Below are 16,610 nucleotides of genomic sequence, written 5' to 3'. Positions count from 1 at the left end.
CCTAAATTTTTTTGATTAAAAATTTTTTAAATAAAACGATGCTAATAAATAAGCAAGACATTGTAATAAAAGGGAGTAGTGTACTAATTAACATGTCATCACTCCTAAGTTTAAAGTGATTTAATTATACATGTTATTAAAATAAAAAGAAAGCGTTTTTTTTAGATTATACTAAAAAACCTCATTTTAAATGAGGTTTTCCTAAAATTAATCTTCTTTTATTTCAGCATCGAGCATTTGTTGTTTAAGTGATTGATCGTAAAACGCTAAACTATACTGTGCGTAACTTGTAATATACGGGTTATCCATTTCGGTGTAGACAAATAATTGTTCAATGACACTTGTCACAAGATGTGGGAGTGCATCTGTTCTAAAGTTTTTGTTTAAAACTCTAGATAAGATGAGTACATTACTTTTAATTAAATGTTCTAACACTTTCACTAAGCCGTCGTAATATTCTTCATGACTAAACGGAAGTGCTTTAATTAGATGTGTTTCTCTATCGACATATTCATCCAATGCTCTTAATATTTTTTCATGTGTTTCTTTTTGAGATTCTGTATAATCGTACGTTTCAAACAGTTCTGGTGTTGATCTAAATAATGCATGCATTGCATAGTAATCATCAAGTGGCACTGGGTTTTTATCATCATCTAAACGATATGATACGACCTGTTCATAGCTCATCGCGAGTAGCATATGTTCAACGTGATTACGAATGAGTTCGTTTAAATGTTCTGGTAAAATCGTTTTTTGTTTTAAAATTTGATTTTCTAAAAATTTTAAACGACCATTTGTTTCTTTCATTAGAGGTAAAATATGTTCTTCTCTATATTCTAAAGATGAATAATTCGGAGCATTTTTTAATTGTTTCATAATAACTAATAACCTTCCTTAACTTTTAATTTTCGAGTGAGTGTAAACCTGCAACATAGCCAGTGACTAGTGCACTTGTGATGTTATATCCGCCAGTATAACCATGAATATCTAGCACTTCACCTGCAAAATGCAGTCCATTTACAATTTTACTTTCCATCGTTTTCGGGTTAATTTCTTTTAAGTTAACACCGCCACCTGTAACAAATGATTTTTCAATTGACTGAGTGCCATTTACTTTAAATTGAAATGACTTTAAAAATGTTAGTATTTTATTTTTAGAGTTGTTGTCAAAGTTATGGCCAGTCATCGTTGTATCTAGGTTTAGGTGTTTAAACATAAATTCGACAAGTCGATTTTCTAATTGCTGCTTTAAAATATTTTGAATGGACTTATCTTTTTGTTTATTGACATGTTCATCTAAATTATGTCTGAGTTGCCCAGGAGAAAACTCTGGAAAAAAGTCTATCTCCATATTAACAGTTTCTGATCTTTGTTTTTCAAGTTCTTTTAAAACAAATTGACTACATCTGAGTGCTGCAGGACCTGTAATTCCAAAGTGTGCAAATAGCATGTCCATCTCGTGAGAAATTCTTGGTTTACCGTTTTTCTTTAACACAGAAAGTTTAATGTTTTTTAAACTTAATCCTTTTAATTCGCCAGTTTTGATGAACAATTCGTCGCTTAAAATTGGAACTTCAGTAGGAAACAATTTAGTGACCGTGTGACCGAGGTTTTTAGCAAATTTAAATCCGTCACCAGTCGATCCAGTTTGAGGGACACTTTTTCCACCGGTTGTAATGATAACATTTCTTGAGTTTAAAATGTCTCCATTTTTTAGTTTTACACCTGTTATTTTATCGTTTTCTTTTAGTACTTCATTGACGACTTCATTTAATCTAATTTCTACATGTTGTTTTTCTAAATGATCTAAAAATACTTGTAAGACATCTTTAGATTTATTTGAAACAGGGAACATTCTGCCGTGGTCTTCTTCTTTAAGTTTGACGCCGTTTGATTCAATAAAACGAATGATTGATTGATTATCAAATATTGAGAATGGTCCGTATAAAAACTTTCCGTTTCCTGGGATGTTTTTAATAATTTCTTCATAAGGGAGGTTATTTGTGACGTTACAACGCCCACCACCAGAAATTAATAACTTTTTACCGAGGCTTTTATTTTTTTCGATGAGGAGTACTTTTTTATTATTTTTGCTCGCAGCCACTGCAGCCATTAAACCAGACACACCGCCACCGATAATTATCGTATCGTACATTACAATCCACCTTTAAATAATTTTAAAAAATGTGTTGAATCTATTATAATATAGCTTAATGATTATAGAAGAAGGTATGAATATGTCAAAATCAAACGAAAAATTGTTTAGGAGTACGCTGTTTTTATCCTCAGCGAGTCTCATTACACAATTTTTAGGAATGATCTACATCATTCCATTTTATAGTATTATGGGAGGAGAAGAAAACCTCGCATTATATGGGTATGCATATACACCGTACACGATAATGCTGTCCATCGCTTCAGCAGGAGTGCCAGGCGCAGTATCGAAGTTCGTTGCGAAATATAATTCACTTGGTGCATATCAAACGACCCAAAAACTATATCGTTCAAGTTTAGTAGTCATGTTAATTTCAGGTCTATTTAGCTTTGGTGTACTTTACTTTTTAGCGCCAGTAATTGCAGATATACAACTTGCAGCATCTTCAACAGGTACACATGTCTGGGGGCATGCTGAAATTACGAATATCATTCGTATTGTTGCATTCGCGGTTATTGTCGTACCGTTTATGTCAACGTGGCGCGGAGTATTCCAAGGATTTGAATCATTTGGGCCGACAAGTGTATCTTCAGTTGTCGAGCAAGTTGTACGTATTACTGTTGTTTTATCAGGTTCATATTTTGTCATCCGCGTAATGGGCGGTACGATTCAACAAGGAAACCAAATCGCAGTGTTCGCAGCATTTGTTGCAGCACTCGGTGCGATTTTTACATTAGGTGTATTTTGGTTTAAAAGAAAGAAATTGATTGAAAAAGATATTGAGAATGACACGACGGGGATTACATTATCGTATAAGGAGATGTATAAAGAAATTATTCTATCCGGAATTCCATTTGTTGTTATAGGAATCACATTTCCGATGATGATGTTTATTGACCAATTAACGCATAATAACGCATTATCAATGATTGGTGTGCCGTCAAATATACAAGATGCATGGTTTGGAATGTTAAATATTACGACTCAAAAACTCGTCATGATTCCGGTAAGTCTCGCAGTCGCATTTTCGATTACGATTCTTCCGTTTATAACGAAAAGTTTCCAACAAAAAAAGTTTGATGAGTTAGAGAATCAAGTTAGTTCAATGGTCTTACTACAATTAATACTCGTTGTACCTGCAGCAATCGGTATGATGATTATGGCAGTTCCACTATACACATCATTTTATAGTTTTAACGAAATGGGAATTAAAATATTAACGTTTTATGCACCTGTTTGTATCGTCATTTCTTTATTTAGTATGACAGCGTCAATTGTTCAAGGGATCGAAAAACAAAATTTTAACGTATTCGTCGTACTACTTGTACTTATTATAAAATTAGTTTTAAACATTCCGTTAATTATGTACTTCCACACAGTTGGAGCGGTAATGTCAACAATTATTGCATTATCATGTGGAGTCATTTTCAATTTCTACATTATTAAAAAATATGGTCGATTTAGTGTTAGAAAAATATTAACACCATTAATGCAAATTCTTGCATACAGTTTAATGATGTTATTAGCAGTAGAAATAGTATATGGATTATTCGCGTTATCACTCGATTTAACTGTACGTCTAAATTCGATTATTACGCTCGCGGTATGTGTAATTGTAGGTGCATCGATTTATATGATTATTGTATTTAAATCTGGATTAGCTGATAGAGTACTTGGTGACCGTGCAGATAAAATTAGAAGTAGGGTGAAGTTCCTATGAGACTTGATAAGTTTTTAGCACATGCAAATTACGGAACAAGAAAAGAAGTCGGTGAAATTATTAAAAGCGGTCGTGTCACTGTAAATGATAAAGTCATTAAAACAAGAAAAGAGAAAGTGAAAGACGATGATTACGTTGAGGTCGATGGCTATAAAGTAGTATTAGAAGGATTTATGTATTTTATGCTTAATAAACCTAAAGACGTAATATCAGCAACAGAGAGTTATGAGCATGATACAGTGATTGACTTAATTGATCATCCGCAGTATAGAGAATTATTTCCTGTCGGTCGTTTAGATATCGACACGACAGGGTTACTTATCATAACTAATGATGGTAAATTAAGTTATCAGTTGTTAAATCCAAAAAAAGATATTTTTAAGAAATACTACTGTAAGTTAAAAAATGATGTCACAAAATCAGACGTTGCCTTTTTAGAAACGGGTATACCGTTAAAAGACTTTACAACAAAACCAGCAAAAGTCGAAGTCATTAATGACGATGAAGTATATTTATCGATTTCAGAAGGTAAATTTCATCAAGTAAAACGTATGTTCCAATATTTAAACAACGAAGTGCTGGAGTTAAAACGTGTAGAGTTTGGTAATTTACAACTTGACGATGCGTTAGAACTCGGAGAATATCGACGTCTCACTGAAGAGGAAATAAATAACTTAAAAAATTTAATATAATTAAGTTTATATAAAAACATCTCGGGGTATGTAATAGGTAGTTGACAAAACTAATTACAACGAAGAGGTGTTTTTTAATGAAGAAATTATTTAAAAAGTTATTACAACTAGGTGCAGTTGTAGGTGTTGGATATGCAATTAAAAAGATTGCTGATAACGAAGAAGCGGTAAAACGTGAAATTGAAAAAGCGAAAGAAGATCCAAAACAATACGCTAAAAATGTTCAAGACAGTGCTAATAAAAAAGTCGATGAACTGGCTGAGAAAGCTAAAGACTCTGTCGATAAAGTTAAAGATGAAAGTTTAGAGTTCCAAGAAAAATCAAGTAGTGATCTAAACGAGCTTAAAGACAACGCAAATGATGTTAAAGAAGAAGTTGTTGCTAAAGCTGACGATGTTAAAGATAAAGCTCAGAAAAAAGCTGATGAAGTTAAAGACAAAGCCGAAGACAAAAAAGAAGAAGTGAAAGATAAAGCTGAAGACGTAAAAAAAGAAGCAAAAGACAAAAAAGAAGAAGTTAAAGACAAAGCTGAAGACGTAAAAAAAGAAGCTGAATCAAAAAAAAAAGAAGTTAAAGAAAAAGTAGAACATAAAAAAGACGACAAAAAAGATGAAGTTTACACTACGCCAGATTCTTCAAACAATAAAAGTGCAACAGAACCAAAATCAGTCCTTGCAGATGAAGGTGGATTAGCTGAAAACCAAGTGAAAAAGACACAAAAGAAAGCTGAAAAGTCTGCTAATAAACAACAAAAGAAAAACAAAAAATCTGTAAAAGATGCTGAAAAAGAGTTTGATAACTATGACAAAAAGCAAGGTAATAAAAAAGATTACGAAGTTGTAGACGAAGATGAACATTTCGACAGCAATCATAACGTACACATCGTAAAAGAAAATAAGTAATTTAATCACCCTAAAACTATAAAAGTTTTAGGGTTTTTTAATATTTTCCATTCATATTCCGTTCATATTAACTCTATATAGTTTTAAATAACAATGAACATATGGAGGAAATCATGAATAACTATAGTAAGACATTGCTTAGATTCTCAGCAGCATTTGGATTAATTGGTGCATTGATGGGTGCACATATGGCAGGATCAGGCGCGTATGAGTTAAGGCCGATACACGCTCACATACTTGTCGTTGGCTGGTTAAGCTTATTCTCGTGGTCTGTATTTTACAAAGTGTTTAAATCAAACGAAGGACTACTTACAAAACTTCATGTATGGACAGCAATCATTGGGAGTATAGGCTTAACATTAGGTATGTTATTTGAATTCGTAAATCCATTTAATTTACCATCAAGTATTACTCTAATTATATATATTATCGGTGGATCAGTATTATTAATTAGTTATATTTTATTCTTTGTACTTACTTTAATGGTAAAGGAATAAATACTAGACCTTTTAAACAACGGTTTAAAAGGTCTTTTTTAATTTCATATAGTTTTGATATGAATGCAATAGATAAAATTCTTTAGTATAATAAATTACAAATAGAAAGGGGAATTTGTATGGATTTTAATGAAATTGTGAATCAGTATAAAGATAAAATGTTAGAAGATTTAAAAGGTCTTCTTTCAATTGAGAGTGTTAGAGGTGAAAGTAAACCGGATGCACCAGTTGGTGACGGGCCTAAAGAGGCATTAATGTACATGTTATCTCTAGGTGAGCGAGACGGTATGGATACTAAAGTTGTCGATAATTTAGCGGGTCATATTGAACTTGGTAGCGGAGAAGATTTATTTGGTATTTTAGGTCACGTAGACGTTGTACCTGCTGGTACTGGCTGGGACACAGATCCTTACGAACCGGTCATTAAAGATGATGTGATTTACGCTCGCGGTGTCCAAGATGATAAAGGACCAACGATCGCAGCTTATTACGCGATGAAGATTTTAAATGATCTTAAAGTACCATTAAAACAACGTGTGCGCTTAATTATTGGTACGGATGAAGAGTCAGATTGGTTATGTACAGATGCATACTTTAAAAAAGAAGAGATGCCAAACTTTGGTTTTGCACCTGACGCAGAATTTCCAGTGATTCATGGTGAAAAAGGAATTACGTCATTTGATTTAGTATTTGAGAGTGATACTAAAGCATATGGTGACGTTGTTTTAAATAGGTTTACATCAGGTGAACGTTATAACATGGTTCCTGAATCAGCAACTGCAAATATTACTGTAGACGATGCTGACAAATTGAAACAGTCATTTGACGCATTTTTAGAAGAAATGAAGTTAACAGGAGACTTCATTAAAAATGAAGATACAGTTGATTTAATTGTACATGGTAAAAGTGCGCACGGTTCAACACCACTCGAAGGAAAAAATGCTGGCTTAGAATTGTTAAGGTTCTTAAAAATTATTTCAATTGATCAACGTGCATTTGAATTTTTATCATTTTATGATCATTATATTCGAGATAACTTCGATGGTCAGCAGTTTAAAATGGACTTTAAACACGAGGAAATGGGTGAAACTTCTGTTAATACAGGAATCATTCGCTACGATTTAAATGGTAAAAGCTATTTCGGTGTCAACTTACGATATCCATTAGGTATGGATTTTAAAGCAGCGATTGATAAGTTATCAAAAGAAGTTGAAGCACACAAAATTGCAGTAGAGAACATTAGCGATCAAGTACCACACTATGTTGAAAAAAATTCTCCACTCGTTAAAGTATTAACAGACACATACAAAAATTACGTCGAAGACGATACGGAACCATTTACTATTGGTGGAGGAACATACGCACGAGTATTAGAAAACGGTGTGGCATACGGTGCGATGTTTAAAGATACAAAAGATACGATGCACCAAGCAAATGAACAGATGCCTGTCGATGAATTAGTGCTTGCGACGACGATTTATTTAGAAGCATTACACAAAATATTAGTTGAAGAAGCACTTGTTGAATAATATTAACTTCACGAAGGATTGAAATATATAAAGTAAAATGTGAATTATCGTTTCGTTAAAAAGGAACGTACATTCGATTAACAATATTTAACTTTAGTTAACAAAAAAACTACTATAAAAACATGCTAGCTTTAAGCACTCATCATCAATGAATTAACAATAGTTGTCATATTACGACATAATTTTTGTCTTGAATTTAATGCTAAAAGTGGATATTATTTTAAATACAATTAAAAGTGCGCTAATTAAGTATTACTTAGCGCATTTTTTAATGACGATATTTTAAAAGTGAGGTGAACACACGGTGGAACATTTCTATCAATTAGGCTGGACGTTAGATCCGATAGGTGGATCGTCAAGTGACGCCTATAAAGCAGAAATTAATGGCGATAAGTTCTTTTTAAAACGTAACACAAGCCCGTTTATAACGATGTTGTCAGTTGAAGGAATCGTACCAAAGCTTGTTTGGACTAAACGTATCGAAACAGGCGAAGTAATTACCGCACAGCACTGGAAAAACGGTCGAACACTGACAGAAGAAGAAATGAATTCTAACCGTGTCGCTTCACTGATGCAAAAAATTCATTCATCAAATAAGTTATTAAACACACTTGAACAACTCGGTATGAAACCGATGCTTCCAGAATTATTATTAAATAAAATCGAAACCTCACTGTCACCAAAAATTAATGCACACCATACAGTGAGAGCTGCAATCAAATATTTAAAAAATAAAGTTCCACAAATCGACCCAGATTTTTGTAGAGTATGTCATGGTGATGTGAACCATAAAAATTGGTTATTATCAGACGAAGATGAACTTTTCTTAGTCGACTGGGAAGGTGCAATGATTGCAGATCCAGCAATTGATATTGGTATGATTTTATATACTTATGTTGATTTTAAGGATTGGGAAGAGTGGTTATCTAAGTACGGTAAAACACTTGACCATGACTTTAGAAAACGTATGAAGTGGTATACGCTAATTCAATGTTTAACGATGATTCAGTGGTATGAAGATCGTAAAAGATTTAAGGAAATGAACGACTGGATTATTTTCTTAAATGATATTTTAGAAAAAGATATGTTTATATAGAGGTAAAAATTGTGAGAATGAGAAATAAACCGTGGGCGATGGATTTTCTAAAAGAAAATAATCATATCGTCGATGTAGACGGTTCATATAAAAACAATATAAAAGAATTTTTTAATAATGATAACGATATTCATATAGAAGTTGGTACTGGGATGGGGCAATTCATTACAACGCTAGCGAAAGAGAATCCCGATATTAACTTCGTTGGTATTGAAATTGAGAAAAACGTTCTAATTAGAGTACTAGAAAAAGTACTTGAAGAAGGTTTAACAAATGTTCGTTTACTATTATATGACGCGAACTTACTAGATGAATATTTTAATGAAGATGAAGTATCTAAAATTTACTTGAATTTTTCTGATCCATGGCCAAAAAATCGTCATGAAAAACGACGTCTAACATATGAGTCATTTTTATCACAATATAAAAAGATTTTAAATGACAATGGGACATTACAATTTAAAACAGATAATAGAGGACTATTTGAATATAGTTTAATATCTTTAAATCAATTTGGTACAGAATTTTTAGAAGTTAACCTAGATTTACATGATGAAGAAGATGAAGATAATATTCGTACAGAATATGAAGAAAAGTTTAGTAGCAAAGGATTTAAAATTTATAAAATAGTCATTCAGTTTTAGCACCTTTAGTAGGTGCTTTTTTCTTAGTTTCTGTTATCACAATAGTTTGATAAAATATATTCATATATAAAAACATGGAAATTACTGTACAGTAATCTCCATGATTTCACCAGTATATTTATTTGCAGTGAAATTGTACTTTTGAAGGTCATCACCTTGTTCAACGTGAACAACTCCATGAAGTACTTTTGGGTTTTGGCCAAATCGTTCTGAATTTGACTGATTGTAGTCAACAGATACAAAAGAAATACCATCGAATTGTAAGTAAAGGTTATCTAGTACTTTATCAACATCGATTGTACGTCTTGAAATTACCCATAAAATTACGGGTACAATTGCTACAACACTTAGGACAATTGTCCAAAAACTTCGTTTTGACATTATGGTAGCCTCCCTTTCTGTTAGTCTACCATAATCATTAATAAATATAAATTTAGAAAGGAAGAAATGCACATGAATTTTAGCGAGAAAACTTTAGAAAGAATGAAAGTATTAACAGAACTACATGGAGCACCAGGATTTGAGGATTTAGTACGTAACTACTTAAGAGAAGAATTTGAAGCGTTAGATGTCGACTACATTAATGACGGTTTAGGTGGTATTTTTGCAGTTAAGAAATCAAAAAATGAAAACGCTCCTAACGTTTTAGTTGCTGGCCACATGGACGAAGTAGGTTTTATGGTTACTGAAATTACAGATAACGGATTTCTAAAATTCACACCACTTGGCGGTTGGTCTGAAGATGTATTACTTAGTCAAAGAATGTCTGTAAGAACAAATGATAATAAAGAACTTACTGGAGTCATCGGAAGTGTACCAGTTCACTTTAGACGTGGTGAATCAAAAGATACGGGTACAAAGATTAAAGATATGTTACTCGATATCGGTGCAGATTCTAAAGAAGAAGCGCTAGAAATGGGTGTGAATATCGGTGATTCAATTGTACCAAACGTTAAGTTTGAAAAATTGACTGAAGATAAGTTTTTAGCAAAAGCATGGGACAACCGTTACGGATGTTTAATTGCTTTAGAAGTATTAGAAGCATTAAAAGATGTTGAGCTTGATTGTAATTTATACATCGGTGCAAACGTTCAAGAAGAAGTCGGTTTAAGAGGTGCAAAAGCAAGTGCGAACTTAATTAAACCTGATGTGGCGTTTGTTGTAGACTGTTCGCCAGCTAACGATATGCTCGGTAAAAAAGATGACCTCGGTAAGCTTGGTGAAGGTACGTTACTTAGAATTAAAGATGGTACGATGATTTTAGGTAAACCAATGAGAGACTACTTACTAAAAACAGCAGAAGATCATAACGTTAAGTATCAGTATTATTTATCTCCAGGAGGTACAGATGCTGGAAGTATTCATGTGTCTAACGACGGAGTACCAAGTGCTGTCGTTGGAATCTGCTCAAGATATATCCATACAAGTCACTCAATTATTAATAAAAATGACTACTTAGAAGCAAAAAAATTATTAACTGAATTAATCAAAGGAATTGATGAAGAAAAAGTACAGGAGTTAAGAGGATGAGAACATTATTAAAGCGCTGGTTCATTGATTCGATGAGCTTTATGGCACTTGGATTATTTTCTTCGTTACTTATTGGTTTAATCATTAAAACGATTGGGACTTATGTTCCAATGTTAAGTGAATTAATTCCGGTTGGGGAACTCGCGATGAGTTTAACTGGTGCAGCGATAGGTGCGAGTATCGCATATGGTCTAAAAGCACATCCTCTCGTTATATTCTCAGCTGTAACAGTTGGGTATAGTGCTTATGAATTTGGAGGCGTTGCAGGAAGTTTTATCGCAGTATTAGTTGCAACTGAACTTTCTAGATTGTATGCGGGACGTACCAAATTAGATATTTTAATTTCTCCAATACTAACGATAATCATTGGGTTTTTAGTTGGTAAATTTGTCGGTCCATATATTGCTAAATTAATGACATCACTCGGATCATTTGTAAACTTTGCAGTTGAGCAAAATCCATTTATAATGGGTATGCTCGTTGCATTAGTATTTGGAATTACGTTAACTGCACCAATCTCAAGTGCAGCGCTTGCTGTTATAATTGATATTGACGGGCTCGCAGCAGCTGCGGCGGTAATTGGATGTTGTTGTCATATGGTCGGTTTAGCACTGATGAGTTATAAAGATAATGGTTCTTCAGGGGTTTTATCAATTGGGCTTGGAACTTCAATGTTACAAGTTGCAAACATCATTAAAAATCCGTGGATTATTTTACCACCATCAATTGCAAGTATTATTGTCGCACCGATAATGACAGTGTTTTTCCCGATGTTAAATAATAGTGCAGGTGCAGGAATGGGAACGAGTGGACTTGTTGGCCAAATCATGGCAATTGAAACGATGGGGCCAAATATGACAACATATATACTAATTACAGTATTTCACCTCATACTTCCAGGTGTTGTCACTTATGCGTTTTACAAAGTATTATTTAATGCTCGATTAATTAAACCTGGTGACCAAGTACTGAATTTAGGTAATGAATAACGGAGGAATTTCATGAATGTCACTGAATTAAAAGATAAAGTTTTAAAAAAACTCGATGACACAGAGTTAGAATATGATAGTCGATTTAATAGAAAAGAAGAAAGATTAAGAGTCGAGAGAAAAGATAACTTTAAAGGTGTCGATATCGAGTTAAATAAACTACTTCAAAAGGCAAATAAGTCTGAAGAAATTATCGATGAGATTGTCTACTATGTTAAAGAAACGTTACTTCGTATGGCAGATGACAAAGAAGAAGTTAATGTTGATAAAATTTACCCAGTTGTCAGAAGTACAAGTTTTCCTAAAGAGACAAAAGAGGGTACAAAATTTTTAGTAGACGAGCATACAGCAGAAACTGTTATTTTCTATGCGCTTGATCATGGACGTTCTTATGAATTAATCGATGAAGAATTACTTGAAAAATTAAACTTAACGAAAGAAGAAGTTAAAGAAAAAGCGTATAATAACTTAAGTGAGTTAAGTATTAAAACAAAGAAAGAAACAGTCCAAGAAAATGACTTTTACTTCATCAGTCATAAAGACGGATACGATGCATCTAGAATTTTAAATGAAGACTTTTTAAACGAATTTCACAGTCAAGTTGACGGAGAAATGATGATTGGCTTACCACATCAAGATGTACTAATTATCGTAGATGTTAAAAATGAAGTCGGTTATGATATTATGGCTCAGATGATGATGCAGTACTTTGCTGAAGGTTTAACACCAATCACAAGTTTAAGCTTTAGTTATAGAGATAAAAAACTAGAGCCGGTGTTTATTTTAGGTAAGACAAAGAACTATAATAAAGATAAGAACAAATAATAAAGGTGAGAAACAATGAAATTAACATATAATAAAAATATTGGAGATGTCTTGCTCGTATCATTAGAAGGTAGTAATTCATTTGAAACGAAAGATTTCGACGGTTTTACAGCGATTTTAAATAACGATAAACTACTCGGTCTAAATATTTTTAATGCGAGTGAAAAATTCACTGAAGAAGAATTAGAAAAAGAAACAGCGAATGAAGAAATTGTTCAAAAGATTAACGATATTATTCATGGAGATTTAGACGAAATTAATCCAGATTTAACTCCGAAATTTGTAGTTGGGTATGTAAAAGAGTGTGAGCAACATGAGGATGCGGACCGTTTAAGTGTGACAAAAGTTGACGTTGGTGACGAAGTGTTACAAATTGTTTGTGGTGCACCAAATATTGATAAAGGTCAAAAAGTAGTCGTAGCGAAAGTCGGAGCATTTATGCCGAATGGCTTATATATTAAACCGTCAGAGCTAAGAGGTGTTAAATCTAACGGAATGATCTCTTCAAGAAAAGAGTTAGGATTAGAAGATGACGGTGTAAGAGGAATTTATGTATTAGACGATAGTTACGAAATTGGACAACCATTTTTTAACTAGTAAGGGGGAATAAGGATGCGTAGAAGATCAAGAAATAGATTTCAAGATCGAAAATTTAGTAATGAAACAATAGATGACATGAAATTAAATAAACGTTTTCCTTTCCCATTTGAATTAAATGAAGAAAGTAAAAAAGAGGAGTCTATTAAAAAAGATTCCTCTCAATCTGATTTTCTAGAGAGGCGTTCAGTAAAGCGACCATCCAGTCAAACGATTACTAAAGCACGCGTTGTACCTTCTGCAATTCATGGTACAAAAAATCCAAATCGTCGCGAATATGATGAGACTGCTGAATACCGCCGTAAGTTTGAGTATCATGAATCTCCAATTATCGCTGATATTGTGAAAAAACGTGAAGCAAAAGAGGCGCGTGAACGTTCTAGAGAAGCAGCTCGTTTAAAACAAGAAGAAAGACAAAAAGAACTCGAATATAAAAAACGTAAAGTAGTCGAGTCTAACACTAAAGAAGCGCCGGTTACACTTCAAGAAGATAGACGTATCGGTCCGAGTAAAACATTGCCACCAGTAAGTATATTAGGTCGCGAACAAGATGAAGACTTTGTTAAATATGACAATGAAAATTTAGATGAAATAAATCGTATTCTTAATAGTATCGGTATTGAAGGTAAAGCGACAGAATATATTTCAAACGGTGTTGTTGGAGCTTATAATATTCAGTTAAACCGTCATTTTAAATTATCACGAATTGATGATGTAAAGGCACAATTAGAAGGGGCTCTACGGAAAGAAAATGTTCGAATTGTTTCAGAAGTGCTAGGAGATAATAATATTCAAATTGAATTTCCAGTTGATAACGAGCACGAAATTCTATATAAAACACTGTTTTTAAATAGTAGCTTAAAATTAAGAAAGAATGATTTTAGATTTGCACTTGGTAAAACAGTAGATAATAGAATTTTTACATATGAATTAAGAAAAGCTGGACATATACTCATTTACGGTAACGAAGAAAAAAGTACAGAAGTGATTGATAACTTACTTGTATCATTACTTATGAATCATAGTGATCACGCATTTAATTTTAAAATCATTTCTGACGATGATATTTTCAATCCTTATGACAACTTAAGTCATAAATTCAGTGAAAGAAAATCAGTTAACGATAATGATGCATTAAGTGATATAATAGATGAGTTGAATCGCCGTAACGTTCAATTTAGAAGGGCACATGTACGTAATATTCAAAGCTTTAATACACGTGTTAAGCAAGAATCACGTAAAAGCTCAATTATTGTATATATCGATGAAGTCGATAAAATTTTTGAACGTAATAACCCTGAAGTTATCAGGCAAATTTTACAAATATTAAAACAGGGTAAAGCTTTAGGTATTCACTTAGTACTAAATCATACAAATACAGATGCATCGATTAAATATCAACTACTTAATTTAATTCAGACTAAAATTTCGTATTATGATAAGAATAATAGAGTTATTGAAGGTGCTGATAAACTGTTTGAAGGAAATGACTGTCTCGTTACAATTTCAACTTCAAATCGTCCAGTACGCTTAAATATCGGTACTGTAACTGATGAGGTATTAGATAATATCGTTAAATATCTAACTAACCCAGCTGATGAAAGTAAGGTGTAATTGTGAAGAAATATCACTTTATAGGAATAAAGGGTGCAGGCATGAGTGCACTTGCTCAAGTGCTTTTTGATCTAGGACATGAAGTTCAAGGATCAGATATTACAAGCGAAGTATTTACAGAATATCAATTAAAAGAAAAAGGCATTAAAATCTTACCATTTTCTGCTGAAAATATTGTCGAAGGATATACTTATATCGCAGGCAACGCGTTTAACGATGATCATATAGAAATTAAAAAAGCATATGATAAAGGATATCCAGTCATTCGTTATCATGAATTTTTATCAAATTTTATGGAAGACTACACTTCAATCGCTGTCACAGGTTCGCATGGTAAAACGTCGACAACAGGGTTGCTTAGTCATGTTATGAATGGTGATAAAGAAACGACTTATCTAATTGGTGATGGGACAGGTGTTGGTAAAAATAATGCGGATTATTTTGCATTTGAATCCTGTGAATATCGTCGTCACTTCTTAGCCTATCACCCAGATTACGCAATTATTACAAACATTGACTTTGACCATCCAGATTATTTTGAAGATATTCATGATGTTGTATCTGCCTTTAAATCGATGGCAAAGCAAGTTAAAAAGGCTGTTATTGCATATGGTGGAGATCAGTATATTGAAGATATTAGTCTAGATATTCCAATCTACACATACGGAATTGAAGGAGACTATACAGTAGAGGCGAGAAACGTTGAAGTTTTAGACGAGGGTACTCGTTTCGAACTTTATATAAAAAATGAGTATATAGACGAATTTTTAATTCCGATGTTTGGTGATCATTTAATTTTAAACTCACTTTCGGTACTCGCGGTATGCTATTTAGAAGGTCTAGATTTTGAAAATATTAAATCAGCATTCTTAACATACGGTGGGGTTAAACGTCGTTTTTCTGAGACGAAATTAAAAAATTATATTATAGTGGATGACTATGCTCATCACCCTAAAGAAATCGAAGCGACGTTAGAAACAGCAAGAAAAAAATATAAAAACAGAAAAGTTGTTGCTGTTTTCCAACCACACACATTTTCACGTACTGAAAAATTTTTAGATGAGTTTGCACACAGTTTAAAAGAAGCAGATAAAGTATATATTGTAGATATATTTGGCTCAGCAAGAGAATCATCAGGTAATTTATCGAGCGAGGATTTAGTAAAACTAATTCCTGAAGCGGAATTACTTACTGAAACAAAAATAAAAGACCTCGATCAACATGAAGATAGTGTGATTATTTTCATGGGTGCCGGTGACATTCAAAAGTATGAAAAAAGATTTACAGAACTTATTTCGTAAACATGTTTATTCTAATTTAAATTAGGTTATAAATAATTATACACATAGAAACATTAACGGAGGCGTTATTTATGGATTGGAGTATTTTAGGGTGGATTGCTCTTATTATCGCTGCTGTCGGCTTTTTAGTCGCATGTATAGCTGTAGCAATCGTTTTATTTAGTGTTAAAAAGAACTTAGACTATGTTGCAGAAACACTTGATGGTATGGATGGACAAATTCAAGGGATTACGCGTGAATCAACAGATTTACTACACAAAAGCAACCGTCTAGTTGAAGATGTTCAAGGTAAAGTTGAGAAATTAAATTCAGTAGTCGATGCAGTACAAGGTGTTGGTTACTCAGTTCAAAACTTAAACACTTCTGTAGACAGAGTTACAAACTCGATTACAACTAATATCTCAGAAAATGAAGAACAAATTGCACAAGTTGTACAATGGTCTAACGTTGCAATGGAAATTGCTGACAAATGGCAACAACGTCAACAACGAAGCGGCGCAGTAAAAGGTCGCTACTAAG

17 protein-coding genes are annotated in these 16,610 nt (G+C 33.0%); 14 read left to right on the top strand and 3 right to left on the bottom strand.

Going from position 1 to position 16,610, the window contains the following annotated elements; all coding sequences use genetic code 11:
• Nucleotides 1–207: 207 nt before the first annotated feature.
• Together KPF49_RS05175 and KPF49_RS05170 are read right to left on the bottom strand one after the other, a co-directional pair.
• The gene (locus tag KPF49_RS05175) at nt 208–876 is read right to left on the bottom strand and encodes a hypothetical protein (protein ID WP_183672660.1); all 669 of its coding nucleotides are present in this window, start codon (nt 874–876) and stop codon (nt 208–210) included.
• A 25-nt stretch (nt 877–901) separates the two neighbouring features.
• Nucleotides 902–2,155, bottom strand: coding sequence for a BaiN/RdsA family NAD(P)/FAD-dependent oxidoreductase (locus tag KPF49_RS05170; RefSeq protein ID WP_183672661.1), 1,254 nt, complete (start codon nt 2,153–2,155; stop codon nt 902–904).
• Nucleotides 2,156–2,237: 82 nt separating this feature from the next.
• Between KPF49_RS05170 and KPF49_RS05165 the strand changes: the two genes are divergently transcribed.
• The 7 genes from KPF49_RS05165 to trmB all read left to right on the top strand — a co-directional run bounded on the left by KPF49_RS05165 (nt 2,238) and on the right by trmB (nt 9,235).
• A complete protein-coding gene (locus KPF49_RS05165) occupies nt 2,238–3,875 on the top strand; it encodes a putative polysaccharide biosynthesis protein (RefSeq protein WP_183672662.1) in 1,638 nt (545 codons plus the stop codon).
• Complete coding sequence (locus KPF49_RS05160; RefSeq protein ID WP_183672663.1) at nt 3,872–4,567, top strand: pseudouridine synthase; 696 nt, start codon at nt 3,872–3,874, stop codon at nt 4,565–4,567. Before KPF49_RS05165 ends, KPF49_RS05160 begins: the two co-directional genes overlap by 4 nt.
• Nucleotides 4,568–4,644: 77 nt before the next feature.
• On the top strand, nt 4,645–5,469 hold the full coding sequence (locus tag KPF49_RS05155) for a YtxH domain-containing protein (protein WP_183672664.1): 825 nt from the start codon (nt 4,645–4,647) through the stop codon (nt 5,467–5,469).
• A 113-nt stretch (nt 5,470–5,582) separates the two neighbouring features.
• On the top strand, nt 5,583–5,966 hold the full coding sequence (locus tag KPF49_RS05150) for a hypothetical protein (protein ID WP_183672665.1): 384 nt from the start codon (nt 5,583–5,585) through the stop codon (nt 5,964–5,966).
• Nucleotides 5,967–6,085: 119 nt separating this feature from the next.
• Nucleotides 6,086–7,495: a dipeptidase PepV gene (gene pepV / locus KPF49_RS05145; RefSeq protein ID WP_183672666.1), complete on the top strand. Its 1,410-nt coding sequence runs from the start codon at nt 6,086–6,088 to the stop codon at nt 7,493–7,495.
• A gap of 304 nt (nt 7,496–7,799) precedes the next feature.
• On the top strand, nt 7,800–8,591 hold the full coding sequence (locus KPF49_RS05140) for a phosphotransferase family protein (RefSeq protein WP_183672667.1): 792 nt from the start codon (nt 7,800–7,802) through the stop codon (nt 8,589–8,591).
• Nucleotides 8,592–8,602: 11 nt separating this feature from the next.
• Nucleotides 8,603–9,235: a tRNA (guanosine(46)-N7)-methyltransferase TrmB gene (trmB, locus tag KPF49_RS05135; protein WP_183672668.1), complete on the top strand. Its 633-nt coding sequence runs from the start codon at nt 8,603–8,605 to the stop codon at nt 9,233–9,235.
• Nucleotides 9,236–9,316: 81 nt separating this feature from the next.
• Here the strand turns inward: trmB and KPF49_RS05130 are convergent, their stop codons facing one another.
• Nucleotides 9,317–9,616 (bottom strand): hypothetical protein, encoded by a 300-nt coding sequence (locus KPF49_RS05130; RefSeq protein WP_183672669.1) that lies wholly within the window; start codon nt 9,614–9,616, stop codon nt 9,317–9,319.
• 72 nt (nt 9,617–9,688) lie between these two features.
• On the opposite strand from KPF49_RS05130, the gene KPF49_RS05125 reads away from it, so the two are divergent.
• The 7 genes from KPF49_RS05125 to KPF49_RS05095 all read left to right on the top strand — a co-directional run bounded on the left by KPF49_RS05125 (nt 9,689) and on the right by KPF49_RS05095 (nt 16,609).
• On the top strand, nt 9,689–10,765 hold the full coding sequence (locus tag KPF49_RS05125) for a M42 family metallopeptidase (RefSeq protein WP_183672670.1): 1,077 nt from the start codon (nt 9,689–9,691) through the stop codon (nt 10,763–10,765).
• Nucleotides 10,762–11,754, top strand: a complete 993-nt coding sequence (locus tag KPF49_RS05120; protein ID WP_183672671.1) for a PTS sugar transporter subunit IIC — start codon at nt 10,762–10,764, stop codon at nt 11,752–11,754. The genes KPF49_RS05125 and KPF49_RS05120 overlap by 4 nt, the downstream gene beginning before the upstream one ends.
• Before the next feature lie 12 nt (nt 11,755–11,766).
• Nucleotides 11,767–12,579, top strand: a complete 813-nt coding sequence (locus KPF49_RS05115; protein ID WP_183672672.1) for a DUF1444 family protein — start codon at nt 11,767–11,769, stop codon at nt 12,577–12,579.
• 15 nt (nt 12,580–12,594) lie between these two features.
• Nucleotides 12,595–13,176, top strand: coding sequence for a YtpR family tRNA-binding protein (gene ytpR / locus KPF49_RS05110; RefSeq protein ID WP_183672673.1), 582 nt, complete (start codon nt 12,595–12,597; stop codon nt 13,174–13,176).
• 15 nt (nt 13,177–13,191) lie between these two features.
• A complete protein-coding gene (locus KPF49_RS05105; protein ID WP_183672674.1) occupies nt 13,192–14,790 on the top strand; it encodes a DNA translocase FtsK in 1,599 nt (532 codons plus the stop codon).
• A 2-nt stretch (nt 14,791–14,792) separates the two neighbouring features.
• Nucleotides 14,793–16,091: a UDP-N-acetylmuramate--L-alanine ligase gene (gene murC / locus KPF49_RS05100; protein WP_183672675.1), complete on the top strand. Its 1,299-nt coding sequence runs from the start codon at nt 14,793–14,795 to the stop codon at nt 16,089–16,091.
• Between the two features lie 71 nt (nt 16,092–16,162).
• Nucleotides 16,163–16,609: a DUF948 domain-containing protein gene (locus KPF49_RS05095; protein WP_183672676.1), complete on the top strand. Its 447-nt coding sequence runs from the start codon at nt 16,163–16,165 to the stop codon at nt 16,607–16,609.
• Nucleotide 16,610: the final 1 nt, after the last annotated feature.

The sequence above is a fragment of the Nosocomiicoccus ampullae genome (assembly GCF_019357495.1).
Lineage (GTDB): Bacteria > Bacillota > Bacilli > Staphylococcales > Salinicoccaceae > Nosocomiicoccus > Nosocomiicoccus ampullae.
The sequence above is the reverse complement of the archived record's forward strand: the minus strand, read 5'-3'. Positions and strand labels throughout refer to the sequence as shown.